Below are 13,451 nucleotides of genomic sequence, written 5' to 3'. Positions count from 1 at the left end.
CGGTATTTTTGGCCAGCTGTGTCCTAGCGTCGCCCGACCTGCCGGCAGATCAGGATCACTGGCAACAGCCCCACCGCCAGTATGACCAAAGACGGCACAGCGGCACCCTCCAACCGCTCATCCGAGGCTAGGCGATAGGCCTGAACTGCCAGCGTATCAAAGTTGAACGGTCGCATGATAAGGGTCGCGGGCAGTTCTTTCATTACGTCGACAAACACGATCAACAGCGCCGTCAGCAGTGACGGTGTCAGGATCGGCAAGTGAATCCGCCGCAAGGTGCCCAACGGCGTCTGACCCAAAGATCGCGCGGCTGCATCCATGTTCACGTGCACTGTGCTTTGTCCGCCTTCATAAGCGCTAAGGGCAGCGGCCAGAAAGCGCACCATATAAGCGGCAACCAACAACCAGATCGAGCCCGTAACCAATAATCCGGTTGATATATCGAAGGTTTGCCGCATCCACGAATCCAATGCGTTGTCGAAACTGGCGAAGGGCACCATCAAACCCACGGCGATCACTCCGCCGGGCACCGCGTAGCCCAATCTTGCGATATACCCCGTTGCCAGCGACTGGCGGCCGGGGCGCAGCCGTTGAAAAAAGCCAACGCAAATCGCTGCAAATACGGTGATCACGGCTGCCGTTCCGGCCAGCGTCAAGGAATTTTGGATGAAACCAATATATCGTCGCGACAACAGGTCCTGCTCTGATCCCAAGCCCATTTGCACCAGGACGAACACCGGCAACAAAAAGCCCAACAGCACCGGAACAGAACAAAGAATGAAAGCCCAAACCGCAAGCCAGCCCTTCAGGGGTGTTGCGGGCAAAGCAGCGTGGCTTTTGCCGGCCTGATGATACTTTGCCTTGCCGCGTCGGGTGCGCTCAATAACAGCCAACAACAATGCAAAGCCTAGCAGGCACAGCGCCAATTGCGCAGCGGCAGCGCGGTCTCCGATCGAGAACCAACTGGTGTAGATGCCGGTGGCAAAGGTCTGCACACCGAAATAAGCCACAGTGCCAAAGTCAGCTATGGTTTCCATAATCGCCAGTAAGACCCCGCCGGCAATCGCCGGGCGCGCCATTGGCAAGGACACATGCCAAAACGCTTGCCAAGGGCTTTTGCCCAGAGCACGTGCAGCCAGAAACGCCGAGGCGCTTTGCTGTAGAAAAGCGGCGCGGGCCAGCAAATACACGTAGGGGTACAGCACCAGGATCAACATCACCGCAGCCCCCTCGGTCGAGCGGATCTCGGGGAACCAATAGTCGCGCGGTCCCCAGCCGGTCACATCACGCAGCGTGGTCTGGACTATGCCGGGGTGATCCAGAATAAAGGTATAGGCATATGCCAAAACATACGCCGGAAAGGCCAGTGGCAGGACCAGAGCGATTTCAAGAAAGCGTACACCTGGAAAGCGGGTCATTGTTACCAGCCATGCCGCACCGACTCCGATACAAAACGTGCCGATGGCAACGAGAACCACCAGAATGAGAGTAGTTAGCGCATAGCTGGGCAGAACCGTATTCAACAGATGTGAGATCGTGTCTGTCCCACCTGTCATCGCCGCCAGGACAACCGCCGCCATCGGTAGCAGGCAAGCGGCTGCCACCAGATAGGCCACCGCAGCCACCAACCGTGAGCCAAATACGCCCCGATTGCGCGTTCCATGTTCTGAGTATTCGATTTCAGCCATTTTTCCGGTGTGTGACAGGCTAAGGCGCAGTTGCAGCCTTTAATCGACCAAAATGGTAAGAAACACCAGTGGGCAAGGAAACAATTCTGCGACAGATCGCGCCGCAGAACCGTGGATTTGGGTCATTCGTAGACGCGCTGATCCTCGATCACCAACCCGTCTTTCGGCAACGATCCAGGGGCCACGACCTCAATCGCTCCCTTCAGTTTCAGTACCTCAGCCACGGATTTGGCATAGGCCATATCGTCTTCGACCGGGCTTTCAATCTGCACCGTCATGGTGTCCATCTCACCCTGTCGGGCAGCGATAACCCGCGCTTTGACGATCTCTTCATGCTTTTCGACCAAGGCGGCCACCTGTTCGGGTCGCACAAACATGCCTTTGATCTTGGTTGTCTGGTCGGCTCGGCCCATCCAACCCTTGATCCGCAAGTTGGTGCGTCCACAAGGCGACTGCCCTGGCATGATGGCCGAAAGATCACCTGTTGCGAAGCGGATCAAGGGATAGTCAGGGTTTAGCGAGGTTACCACGACCTCACCCACTTCGCCCGGCGCGACCAAAGTACCAGTGCCCGGGGTGACGATCTCGACAATCACATGCTCATCAATGATCATCCCCTCCATCGCGGGGCTTTCGTAGGCGATATTTCCCAGATCGGCAGTTGCATAACACTGCAGGCAAGAGATTCCACGATCCGCATATTCTTGACGCAAAGACGGGAAAAGCGCCCCACCACCCACGACGGCTGTGGCGAAATTCAGCGACACGCTCATCTCATCGGCTTTGTCCAGAATAACCTTCAGGTAATCCGGAGTACCTGCATATGAGGTGCACCCAACATCGCGTGCTGCCGTCACCTGCAATTCCGTTTGACCAGTACCAGCAGGCAGAACCGCTGCCCCAACAGCCCGCGCGCCGCTTTCAAAGATCATTCCCGCGGGGGTTAGGTGATAGCCGAAACAGTTATGAACAATGTCACCGGGGCCAACGCCTGCCGCGTGCAGGAACCGTCCCATGCGCCACCAATCAGGATCAGTGCTGCCGGGTTCGTATATTGGGCCGGGCGATTGAAAAACGTGATGAAAATGCCCCGCTGGTTTGACCGTAAATCCGCCGAACGGGGGCCGCGCGGCCTGAGCCTGAGCCAAATCTGATTTTCGCAAAACCGGCAATTTCGCCAAATCGTCGATCGAAGCAACAGCGTCAATTTCAACCCCGGCCAAATGCGCATCAAACCCAGGCGCAGAATGCGCGCGCTGCAATTGAATCTTCAGCGCGAGCCCTTGGTCAGCTGCGCGTTGATCGGCTGAACGGGTCTCAAGCGCGTCGTAATATCTCGTCATGACTTGATCCTCCATTCGCTTACAGCCACCTCTTGCGGCGACGATATGAGCGCACTTCGCGGAAACTTTTCCGGCCTTCGTCGGACATGCCCAAGTAGAACTCTTTCACATCCGGATTTTCGCGCAGATCGGCCGCCGGGCCATCCATCACGACGCGACCAGATTCCAGAATATAGCCGTAATGCGCAAATCTTAGAGCCACATTGGTGTTCTGTTCGGCCAACAGGAATGAGACGCCCTCTTTCTCATTCAGGTCTTTCACAATTCCGAAAATCTCTTCGACCAGCTGCGGGGCCAGCCCCATCGACGGCTCATCCAACAGGATCGTCTCGGGCCGCGACATCAGCGCCCGTCCCATCGCTACCATTTGCTGCTCGCCGCCCGAAGTATAACCCGCCTGTGATCGCCGACGCTCTTTAAGTCGAGGGAAGTAAGTATAGACAAGCTCCAGATCCTGCTGGATCGCCCCCTTACCATCCTTGCGGGTGTAAGCACCGGTCAGCAGATTTTCTTCAACTGTCAGGTGTTCAAAGCAGTGACGACCTTCCATCACCTGAATAACGCCTTTTTCGACCAAATCAGCCGGGTCGCTTTCGTGCACACTGATCCCGCGATACTTGATCGAGCCTTTGGTGACCTCGCCGCGTTCGGAATGCAGGAGGTTCGACACCGCTTTGAGCGTCGTCGTCTTGCCCGCACCGTTGCCACCAAGCAATGCGGTTATGCCGCCCTTGGGTACAGTTAGGCTGACGCCTTTCAGCACAAGGATCACGTGATTGTAGATCACCTCGATATTGTTGACCTCAAGCAGGGTTTCTGCCTGCACTTCGGTGGTTTGGGCCGCGTCGAGCATCAGCGCGTGTCCTCATTCGAGTGTGTGGATCAGGACGGCGGCGCACCGCCGCCCTGTGTTTGGTTTAGTTACAACGCGGTTCGATGTTGTTTTCCGCCGCATAGGCTGCAGAGTCTTCGTCGATCAACGCGCCGATCACTTCGGCATCCGTCGGCTTGAAGTCCTGCACGGTATTCCATGTCTTGGCAGACGCATCCCACTGGACAACGCCGACAAGTCCAGGGCCGCCATGGTTTTCACAGGTGACCGTGAACTCAGGCCCGAACCCGGCCATGCCCAGCGCGTCCATCTTGGCATTGGTCATTTCCAGCGCCTCCATACCGTCACGCATCATGGCAGGAGTAATTTCGGCCGTGCCGTGCATTTCCTGCGCCGTCTTTATTGCCTCAGACGCCAGCATCGCCGCATAGAGACCGCGGTTGTACTGCACCGCACCCAGTTGATCGCCCGCGCCTGCGGCTTTGCCTGCGTCAACAACGTACTTCTGCAGATCGCCATACACAGGATAGTCCATGCCCAGGCCGGTGAAGGTCAGCGCCTTGTATCCGTTGGCTTTCTCACCAGCTGGCTCAACGTCAAATTCGGCACCCGACCACCACACACCGATGAAATTCTCCATCGGGAAGCGGATATTGGCGGCCTCTTGAACTGCAACCTGGTTCATCACACCCCAGCCCCACATGATCACATAGTCGGGCTTGTCACGACGAATTTGGAGCCATTGCGATTTTTGCTCCTGCCCCGGGTGGTCGACAGGTAGTAAAGCCAATTCATACCCATGCTTTTCCGCCAGGGTTTCCAGCGTGCGGATTGGTTCCTTGCCATAGGCCGAATTATGGTAAACCAGCGCGATCTTCTTACCGCTCAGGTCACCGCCGTTCTCGTCCAACAGATAATTGATCGCGCCCGACGCGCCATTCCAGTAGTTCGCCGGATAGTTAAACACATGGCTGAACACGGTGCCATTCGCCGCCGAAGTTCGACCATATCCCATCGTGTGCAACGGGATGTTGTCCGCCGTCACCTTGGGGATCAACTGATAGGTAATACCGGTCGAAAGAGGCTGATAAACCAGTGCGCCTTCGCCTTTGGTGGACTCATAGCACTCGACGCCTTTTTCGGTGTTATAGCCGGTCTCACACTCGACCACTCGGATCGGAACACCACCGATACCCCCGTCACGTTCATTGAGCAGAGTGAAATAATCGTTATAGCCATCCGAGAACGGAATGCCGCCCGCCGCATATGGGCCGGTACGATAGCTCAGATCGGGGATCACCAGATCCGCCAGAGCAGGCCCTGCGGCCATCAGGGCGCTCAGCGCCGCGGTTGCCAGTTTCAACTTCATCGGGTGTATCCTCCCTTGATTAAACCGATAGTGTCGTCGGGCTTTGCACCCGTTATCTGATTGGGCCGGCCCCTTTAGTGCGGGAACGGCCAGAGTCTGAGTTTCTCTTTCGCGACGCGCCATAGCTGTGCCAGTCCGTGTGGTTCCAAGATCAGGAATAGGATGATCAGCGCGCCCACGACGACCAATTGCAAATGCGCGACGATGTCGGTTGGCCATCCCAGCACGTCGACACCGACCACTTTCAAGACCACCGGTAGCAGAACAAGGAATGCAGCACCGGCGAATGAGCCGAAAATAGACCCTAAACCGCCAATAATGATCATGAACAGCACCAAGAACGATTTCTGGATGCCAAATACTTCACCCACTTCAACCGCGCCCAGATAGACCGCGAAAAACAGCGCGCCCGCGATACCCACAAAGAATGAGCTGACGGCAAAGGCAGTCAGTTTCGCCTTGAGCGGGTTAACTCCGATGATCTCAGCCGCGATATCCATGTCGCGGATCGCCATCCATGTGCGACCCGTTGTGCCGCGTGTCAGGTTACGGGCGATAATCGCGCAGACGGTCAGAAAAATCAGGCAGAACAGATAGGTCGCCCACGCTGGTGCATTCGGACCGGTTACAATGATACCGAACACGTCGCGCTCGGGCGCATTGATCTGACCCGAAGCCGAGTAGTTGTAGAACCATGGCACACGGTTAAACAACCAGACGAGGAAGAACTGCGCCGCCAGCGTTGCCACCGCCAGATAGAAGCCCTTGATCCGCAAGCTCGGCAATCCGAACAGCACACCGACGATGGCTGTGATCCCGCCTGCCAAAATCACGTGTATGAACATGCTGACATCCGGGAAAGCGGTCATCAGCTTATAGCAAGCATAAGCCCCGACAGCCATGAAACCCCCGGTGCCCAACGAGACCTGCCCACAATAACCGACTAGGATGTTCAGACCGATCGCCGCTATCGCATATATCAAGAACGGCAATAACAGCGCGTTGGCCCAGTAATCATTGATGAGGAATGGGATGATCCCAAAGGCCACGGCCAGCACCACATAGTACCGGTACCGGTCAAACTTGATCGGAAAAGTCTGGCTGTCGTCCACGTAGGAGGTCTTGAAGTCTCCGGCCTCACGGTAAAACATGACTTACTTTCCCCATTCTTCCTGCGCCCGGTTACGAGCATCAGCATCCAGTTGGTTAGATCCCTTGGCGTATCCGCTCGCTTCGGAATTTCGCACCAGTTTCATGTAGGCAAGAACGCCTGTGACCAATCCGGCAAAGGCAAGAACTGCGGCCACGACCAACTGGCTGGACGAAAGATCGTCCGAGGTGATGGCAATATAACCAAAAGCCCAGAACCCGGCCCACGCGATGACATTGATGATGGCGATCAGTTTCTGCACGGCTAAACCCTCTCGATAATTTTTTCACCGAAGAGACCTTGAGGCCGGAAAACCAGAAAGATCAACGCCAGCACATAGGCAAACCAGTTTTCGGTCGCGCCGCCAACCAGCGGACCGATGGCAAACTCGAACAGCTTTTCCCCCACGCCGATGATCAAGCCGCCAACAATCGCGCCTGGGATCGAGGTAAATCCGCCCAGCATCAACACTGGCAGCGCCTTGAGCGCAATCAGTGACAAAGAGAACTGAACGCCCGATTTGGTGCCCCACATGATGCCGGCAACCAGTGCGACAAATCCGGCCACCGACCACACCATGATCCAGATGAAGTTCAGCGAAATGCCAACTGACAGCGCCGCCTGATGGTCATCCGCAACCGCGCGCATCGCTCGTCCTTGTTTGGTGTATTGGCTGAACGCGACCAGAGCCGCCACAAGCAACGCCGCAATAATTGTTGCCACAATATCCAGATTGTCGATGAAGAAGCCGTAGCCGAAGATGTTATAGGTGCTCTCATCAATCCACAGGTTGATGCCCTGTGGCAGGCCAACGTCTAAGGTCTTAATCTCGGACCCCCACATCAGGTCAGCGACGCCCTCGAGGAAATACGCCAGGCCAATGGTCGCCATGAAAAGAATGATCGGCTCTTGCCCGACCAGGTGCCGCATTACAAAGCGCTGCACGGCCCATGCCAGAAAGACCATTACAACCATGGTCAGCAGGATCGCGACCAGTGCCGGGACGTTCCAGCCGAAATAGTGGATATGGGTCCCAAGGATCGCGTTGATCAGATGGGCAAACGGCACCTGCCCGTTCATGATACCCACAAGCGTCATAGCGGCGAACAAGGCCATAACCCCTTGGGAATAATTGAAAATCCCCGATGCCTTGTAGATCAGCACAAAGCCCAGCGCGACCAACGCATAGAGAACCCCGGCCATCAGACCGTTGAGGATGACCTCCATCGCGAATACGAGTTGTTCAGGCATCTGTGCCCCCCAATTTCCCTGCCCGGATGTCAGTCATGGCTCACCCCCAGGTAAGCGTCGATGACTTCCTGGTTGTTGCGCACCTCATCGGGCGTGCCGTCCCCAATCTTTTTGCCGTAATCCATCACCACAACACGGTCACTTAGATCCATAACGACACCCATGTCGTGTTCGATCAGGGCAATCGTGGTGCCGAACTCGTCATTCACGTCCAGGATAAAACGGCTCATGTCCTCTTTCTCTTCGACGTTCATGCCAGCCATCGGTTCGTCCAGCAGCAACAACTTGGGTTCCGCCGCCAGCGCACGGGCCAGTTCGACGCGCTTTTTCAAGCCATAAGGCAAGCGCGACACGGGCGTTTTGCGGATGTGTTGGATTTCCAGAAAATCGATGATCTTTTCCACGGCCTCACGGTTTTCTGTCTCTTCCGCTTCCGCTTTGCCCTTCCACCATGCCTGCTGGAACATATTCGTTTTCATGAAACTCAAACGTCCGGTCATGACATTGTCGAGCACACTCATGCCTTCGAACAAAGCGATGTTCTGGAACGTCCGGGCGATGCCCTGCCGCGCCACTTCGTAAGGGCGCATCTGAGGACGCTTGGCCCCGTGAAACCAAACCTCGCCTTCTTGCGGAACATAGAAGCCCGAAATCACGTTCAGCATCGAGGATTTACCCGCGCCGTTCGGCCCAATAATCGCGCGGATCTCACCCTCACGGATATCGAACGAGATATCCTTGATCGCCACCACACCTCCGAAACGAAGGGTGATGTTTTTCATCTCCATCACCACACCACCGATCTTGCGACCGTCTTCGGTGACATATCCTTCGGAACTATCCAGCATCAGTCACTCCAAATCTTGCGCAGACAGCGGGACGGAGGGCGGGGCGATGACCGCAGGTCGAGCGGCGCTCGGACGACCCTCATTCCGCTGCTACCTTGTGCTGCGCCGCAGCTACGACGGGCGCATCTACAATTTCTAGCGTTGCACTGATCGACCCCTTGCGACCGTCTTCATAGGTTACTTCTGTTGTGGTCGAGACCTTGTCAGCGCCGGCATACAACGCGTCGATTATGTCTTGGAATTTCTCCTCGACGAATCCTCGACGCACCTTGCGGGTCCGGGTCATCTCACCATCATCCGCATCCAATTCCTTGTGCAAAACCACAAAGCGATGCACCTGGCAGCCTGACAGCATATCATCAGCCGCTACAGACTTGTTCACTTCTTCCACATGACCGCGTATCGTCTCTAATACACGGGGATGTCCCGCCAGTTCTTGATAAGACGCGTAGGCGACATTGTTGCGCTCGGCCCAGTTCCCCACCGCTGTCAGGTCGATATTGATGAATGCTACGCAGTGATCCCGACCGTTGCCGAACAAGACGACCTCAAGAATATCAGGGTAAAACTTAAGCTTGTTCTCGACATATTTCGGCGCGAACATCGAACCGTCGGCCATTTTGCCAACATCCTTGGCGCGGTCGATGATGCGCAGATGGCCGGTGTTTTCCTCGATGAACCCAGCATCGCCAGTTGCCACCCAACCCTCGGCGTCCTTGGTCGAGGTGGTGGATTCCGGGTTCTTAAAATATTCGACAAACACACCGGGCGAGCGATAGTGGATCTCACCATTGTCATCGATCTTCAACTCGACCGCTGGTGCAGGTACGCCAACTGTGTCAGCACGCACCTCGCCATCTGGCTGTTGCGTGATAAAAACAGTTGCTTCGGTCTGGCCGTAAAGTTGCTTCAGGTTGATGCCTAACGACCGGTAGAAATCGAAAATCTCAGGCCCGATCGCCTCACCCGCTGTATAGCCAACGCGGAAACGGCCATAGCCCAACGTGTCTTTCAGTGGCCCATACACCAGCATATTGCCCAGCGCGTATTTCAGCCTGTCCATTGCGCCGACCGGTTTTCCGTCCAGCAGTCGCCCGCCGACCTTTTTGGCGTGGGCCATGAAATGATAGAACATTCGCTGCTTCAGCTTTCCCGCATCCTCCATCCGGATCATCACATTGGTCAGCTGAGTCTCGAATACACGGGGCGGTGCGAAGAAATAGGTCGGACCGATCTCACGCAGGTCGGTCATCATCGTGTCGGCACTTTCGGGGCAATTCACACAAAAGCCGCACCAATAAGCCTGACCGATTGAAAAGATGAAATCACCCACCCATGCCATCGGCAGATAGGATAGAATATCCTCATTCCGAGTAAGATGATCGAACTCCGCTGAATTCTTTGCACTTTCAATGACATTCCGGTTCGACAGCACCACACCCTTGGGCTTGCCCGTAGTGCCCGAGGTATAGAGCATCACGCAGGTATCGTCATACGTGATCGCGGCGATGCGTTTGTTCAACTCGGCATCGAACCGCGCATGACCAGCAATGCCTTCGGCCATGATGTCTTCGAGCGCGTTCATCTGGGAATGGTCATATTTCCGCATCCCACGCTTATCGGTATAGAGGATGTGTTTGACCTGATGCAGGTTCTCCTGAATCTCGATGACTTTGTCGACCTGCTCTTGATCGCCGCAGACGACGTATTGCGCACCGCAATGCTCCAGCACATAGGCCATCTCTTCAGCGACGGAATCCTGATACAAAGGCACCGGAACTGCGCCCACCATTTGCGCCGCGACCATCGACCAGTAATGCGCCGGGCGGTTGCGACCGATCACAGCAATATGGTCGCCTTTCTCAACACCCAACTCCAGAAACCCAAGCGCGATAGCACGGATTTCCTTGGCGGTTTGCGCCCAGGTCCAGCATTGCCAGATCCCAAATTCCTTTTCCCGATAGGCCGGGGCATCCCCGAACTGGGTCACATTGCGGTGTAGCAGCGCCGGAAGAGATGTCATCCCTTCAGCGCCCGACTGCATCTGAGCCAATCTTTCTCTCCTCCCCATCCGGCCCCTCCCCGGGGCCGAAAACGGCGGCTTCAGGACATTGCCCGAACGCCATCGCCCCAATAAGGGACGCGAGGAGGATCAGCGTCAAGTTTTGCCTGATGTTTGCTCAATTCTTACGAATTGTAACACGCGGTATAGGGGATATGATTGGACGTCCAATCAGCCCTATTCACACCTTAAGTTTTGGGTACAGTTTCAAGGTTGATTGTTATTGTGACACTGTATTCTCAGCTGACTAGGATTTTGGAATGGAAACAAGTTCTCTGGGCAGGATCGAAGCCGAAAAAATTGAAAACATCGTCAAGGAAACGCTCAACAATATCACCAGCAAAGAACCTGAAGCGTGGTTACAGCATTGGACGCACGACGCTGTTTTGATGCCGCCTGGTATGAAAACTGTGGTTGGGCGGGATGCGCTTGCAGAATAGATCAAGGATTGGCCCCCGATAAAGCGTTTTGATGTGGAATCCATTACAGTAGAGGGCGCTCATAATTTGGCCGTGGCCGAGTGTGACTTCGTAAGGGCTTTGGAATTAGATGACGGCAAAGAAGACAGGCAACTTGGCCGGCAAATGTTGAAGTTGCGTAAGCAACCGGACGGCACGTGGCTCATTGCAGCTGCAATTTTTAACTCACGAACCTAGAAGATCAGTGGCATTGGTTAGGGATACCTAGGAATTGTGAGCATAGTTCACACGCGCAAAAACTGACACTACCACTCTGGTTCTCGGAAGCGATCATGCGGAATAACTGCAATCGGAACGAGTTCTACCAAAAGCTCTGGCGTGACCAGCCCTGGTGTTTGGATGAGGATGCTCGCCGGCGCTATTTCGGGCGCAAGTTTCTCAGCACGAACTTTTTGAATAACGGGCATGTCTTCGGAATTAAGAAAGTAAATTGTGAGTGAGACCAAATCCTCGAAGCGGCCACCGACGGCCCTGAGAATGTATTCTACATTATCAAAGCATTGCCGGATCTGGGCTTCACAGTCGTTTTCCCCAACTAGGTTACCGTCACCGTCCCAAGCAACCTGCCCTGTCATCCGAAGGGTTTTCCCCTCAGGTTCAACGATACCATGATTGAAGGCGCGACCAAATTGTGGCCAGCCCGTTGGTGGGTTGAAACGTGTCGTCATAGCGATCTCCGAAGCATTTTCGGGCTGACTTTACGATTCACCTAACGCCTCAGCAAGACGCGTTTATGTGAAATACTTTCGTCGGAAATTCTGTCGATGAGTCAGTAAATTCATTTCTTTATGTGAAGTTTTTTCTCACAACCAGTCCCGCAAAATCGGGATCAACGGCACATCCGCTGCAGGCATCGGATAGTTCCGCAAGTCGTTAGCCCGCACCCACTTAAGCGCCTGACCCTCTTTCGACTGCGGAATTCCCTCCCATTTTCGACAGGCAAACAGCGGCATCAACAGGTGGAAATCGTCATAAATGTGGCTGGCGAAGGTGAGCGGGGCAAGGCACGAGGCCCAGGTGTCGATGCCCAGTTCCTCATGCAGCTCACGGATCAGGGCTGCCTCGGGGGTTTCTCCGGGTTCGATTTTACCGCCCGGGAATTCCCAGAGACCGGCCATGGATTTGCCTTCCGGGCGCTGCGCCAGCAGCACCCGGCCTTCGATGTCGATCAGCGCGACAGCAGAGACTAATACTGTTTTCACGAGCGATAGTCCGCGTTGATCTCGATATAGCCATGGGTCAGATCGCAAGTCCAAACAGTGGATGTGCCCGCGCCTAGCCCCAGATCGACGGCAATCACAAGGTCTTGACCTTTCATATATGCAGCGGCGTCTTCTTCGCGGTAATCCGGACTGACCCAACCTTTCTCGGCCACCAGAATGTCACCGAAAGAAATGCTAAGCAGATCGCGGTCGGCTGCGGCTCCGGATTTACCGATGGCCATAACGACGCGTCCCCAGTTGGGGTCCTCACCCGCGATGGCGGTTTTCACCAACGGAGAATTTGCGATTGCCAGACCGTGCACCTTGGCATCCGCGTCCGAAGCCGCTCCGGTCACGCGGATTTCCACGAATTTCGTTGCCCCTTCTCCGTCACGCACCACTTGCTGCGCCAGATTCAGCATCACGTCCTCCAGCGCCTCGGCAAACGCGGCGTTGCCAGTAACATCAACGCCCGAAGCCCCGGTCGCACACAGCAACAGGCTGTCTGAGGTCGAGGTGTCGCTGTCCACAGTGATGCAGTTGAAGGTCCGGTCCGTCTGCGCGCCCAGCATCTCTTGCAGCGCCGATTGATCGACCAATGCGTCAGTGAAGATGTAAACCAGCATCGTCGCCATATCGGGTGCGATCATGCCAGAGCCCTTCGCGATCCCTGCAATAGAGACTGTTTTTCCATCAATTTCTACCTGCGCCGAGGCGCCTTTCGGGAAGGTATCGGTGGTCATGATCGCCCGCGCTGCATCTTCAATGGCGTGACGGCTGAGGCCCACCTTCAGCGCCTCAAGCTGCGCAACGATGCGATCATGGGGCAACGGTTCACCTATGACACCTGTCGAAGAGGTGAACACCCTCTCAATCGGAACGCCGGTGGCTTTGGACACGGCTTGCGTCACCTCGGCCACCGAGGTTTGGCCATAGTGGCCGGTGAATGCGTTCGCATTTCCCGAGTTCACAAGGATCGCCGCGGGTCCGTCACTGGGCCCGCCGATCTTGTCCTGACAGTCTAAAACCGGTGCTGCGCGAGTGGCCGAACGAGTGAACACCCCAGCCACGGATGTGCCGGGGTCCAGAACTGCCAGCATAACGTCGGTACGGCCTTTGTAGCGCACGCCAGCTTCGACGGTGGCAAAGCGCACACCTTCAATCGCAGGCAGATCGGGAAAGGCCGCTGGGGCCAGCGGAGAAACCTTGGTGATCGTGGCCACGGGG

13 protein-coding genes are annotated in these 13,451 nt (G+C 55.7%); 1 reads left to right on the top strand and 12 read right to left on the bottom strand.

Annotated features, from left to right (window positions below; genetic code table 11):
• Positions 1-23: 23 nt before the first annotated feature.
• From ACR0L3_RS11605 to ACR0L3_RS11565, 9 genes are all read right to left on the bottom strand, one after another.
• Positions 24-1,688: an ABC transporter permease gene (locus ACR0L3_RS11605; RefSeq protein ID WP_480745884.1), complete on the bottom strand. Its 1,665-nt coding sequence runs from the start codon at positions 1,686-1,688 to the stop codon at positions 24-26.
• Positions 1,689-1,810: 122 nt separating this feature from the next.
• Positions 1,811-3,031, bottom strand: coding sequence for a phenylacetate--CoA ligase family protein (locus tag ACR0L3_RS11600; RefSeq protein WP_480745883.1), 1,221 nt, complete (start codon positions 3,029-3,031; stop codon positions 1,811-1,813).
• A 19-nt stretch (positions 3,032-3,050) separates the two neighbouring features.
• Entirely contained in the window at positions 3,051-3,884 is an 834-nt protein-coding gene (locus ACR0L3_RS11595) for an ABC transporter ATP-binding protein (protein ID WP_480745882.1), read from the bottom strand.
• Between the two features lie 64 nt (positions 3,885-3,948).
• Complete coding sequence (locus ACR0L3_RS11590; protein ID WP_480745881.1) at positions 3,949-5,232, bottom strand: ABC transporter substrate-binding protein; 1,284 nt, start codon at positions 5,230-5,232, stop codon at positions 3,949-3,951.
• Positions 5,233-5,306: 74 nt separating this feature from the next.
• Entirely contained in the window at positions 5,307-6,383 is a 1,077-nt protein-coding gene (locus tag ACR0L3_RS11585; RefSeq protein WP_480745880.1) for a branched-chain amino acid ABC transporter permease, read from the bottom strand.
• Between the two features lie 3 nt (positions 6,384-6,386).
• On the bottom strand, positions 6,387-6,644 hold the full coding sequence (locus ACR0L3_RS11580) for a hypothetical protein (RefSeq protein ID WP_480745879.1): 258 nt from the start codon (positions 6,642-6,644) through the stop codon (positions 6,387-6,389).
• A 2-nt stretch (positions 6,645-6,646) separates the two neighbouring features.
• Positions 6,647-7,633 (bottom strand): branched-chain amino acid ABC transporter permease, encoded by a 987-nt coding sequence (locus ACR0L3_RS11575; RefSeq protein ID WP_480745878.1) that lies wholly within the window; start codon positions 7,631-7,633, stop codon positions 6,647-6,649.
• Between the two features lie 29 nt (positions 7,634-7,662).
• Positions 7,663-8,481 (bottom strand): ABC transporter ATP-binding protein, encoded by an 819-nt coding sequence (locus ACR0L3_RS11570; RefSeq protein ID WP_480745877.1) that lies wholly within the window; start codon positions 8,479-8,481, stop codon positions 7,663-7,665.
• 79 nt (positions 8,482-8,560) lie between these two features.
• Positions 8,561-10,504, bottom strand: coding sequence for an AMP-binding protein (locus ACR0L3_RS11565; RefSeq protein ID WP_480746106.1), 1,944 nt, complete (start codon positions 10,502-10,504; stop codon positions 8,561-8,563).
• A 299-nt stretch (positions 10,505-10,803) separates the two neighbouring features.
• Here ACR0L3_RS11565 and ACR0L3_RS11560 point away from each other — a divergent pair, with 299 nt between their 5' ends.
• The gene (locus tag ACR0L3_RS11560) at positions 10,804-10,983 is read left to right on the top strand and encodes a Cif family virulence factor (RefSeq protein WP_480745876.1); all 180 of its coding nucleotides are present in this window, start codon (positions 10,804-10,806) and stop codon (positions 10,981-10,983) included.
• A 284-nt stretch (positions 10,984-11,267) separates the two neighbouring features.
• Here the strand turns inward: ACR0L3_RS11560 and ACR0L3_RS11555 are convergent, their stop codons facing one another.
• From ACR0L3_RS11555 to argJ, 3 genes are all read right to left on the bottom strand, one after another.
• The gene (locus tag ACR0L3_RS11555) at positions 11,268-11,690 is read right to left on the bottom strand and encodes a RidA family protein (protein ID WP_480745875.1); all 423 of its coding nucleotides are present in this window, start codon (positions 11,688-11,690) and stop codon (positions 11,268-11,270) included.
• Between the two features lie 135 nt (positions 11,691-11,825).
• Positions 11,826-12,224 (bottom strand): (deoxy)nucleoside triphosphate pyrophosphohydrolase, encoded by a 399-nt coding sequence (locus ACR0L3_RS11550; RefSeq protein ID WP_480745874.1) that lies wholly within the window; start codon positions 12,222-12,224, stop codon positions 11,826-11,828.
• On the bottom strand, positions 12,221-13,447 hold the full coding sequence (argJ, locus tag ACR0L3_RS11545; protein ID WP_480745873.1) for a bifunctional glutamate N-acetyltransferase/amino-acid acetyltransferase ArgJ: 1,227 nt from the start codon (positions 13,445-13,447) through the stop codon (positions 12,221-12,223). The genes ACR0L3_RS11550 and argJ overlap by 4 nt, the downstream gene beginning before the upstream one ends.
• Positions 13,448-13,451 lie beyond the last annotated feature (4 nt).

The sequence above is a fragment of the Ruegeria sp. CK1 genome (assembly GCF_056536545.1).
This window is presented reverse-complemented; position numbering and strand designations above follow the sequence as displayed.

What these genes read in the sequence shown, in the direction of transcription:
- ACR0L3_RS11585 (WP_480745880.1), bottom strand. Translation starts at nt 6,383, where the DNA reads ATGTTTTACCGTGAGGCCGGAGACTTCAAGACCTCCTACGTGGACGAC.
- ACR0L3_RS11555 (WP_480745875.1), bottom strand. Translation starts at nt 11,690, where the DNA reads ATGACGACACGTTTCAACCCACCAACGGGCTGGCCACAATTTGGTCGC.
- ACR0L3_RS11560 (WP_480745876.1), top strand. Translation starts at nt 10,804, where the DNA reads ATGGAAACAAGTTCTCTGGGCAGGATCGAAGCCGAAAAAATTGAAAAC.
- ACR0L3_RS11565 (WP_480746106.1), bottom strand. Translation starts at nt 10,504, where the DNA reads ATGACATCTCTTCCGGCGCTGCTACACCGCAATGTGACCCAGTTCGGG.
- ACR0L3_RS11575 (WP_480745878.1), bottom strand. Translation starts at nt 7,633, where the DNA reads ATGCCTGAACAACTCGTATTCGCGATGGAGGTCATCCTCAACGGTCTG.
- ACR0L3_RS11570 (WP_480745877.1), bottom strand. Translation starts at nt 8,481, where the DNA reads ATGCTGGATAGTTCCGAAGGATATGTCACCGAAGACGGTCGCAAGATC.
- ACR0L3_RS11595 (WP_480745882.1), bottom strand. Translation starts at nt 3,884, where the DNA reads ATGCTCGACGCGGCCCAAACCACCGAAGTGCAGGCAGAAACCCTGCTT.
- ACR0L3_RS11605 (WP_480745884.1), bottom strand. Translation starts at nt 1,688, where the DNA reads ATGGCTGAAATCGAATACTCAGAACATGGAACGCGCAATCGGGGCGTA.
- ACR0L3_RS11600 (WP_480745883.1), bottom strand. Translation starts at nt 3,031, where the DNA reads ATGACGAGATATTACGACGCGCTTGAGACCCGTTCAGCCGATCAACGC.
- ACR0L3_RS11590 (WP_480745881.1), bottom strand. Translation starts at nt 5,232, where the DNA reads ATGAAGTTGAAACTGGCAACCGCGGCGCTGAGCGCCCTGATGGCCGCA.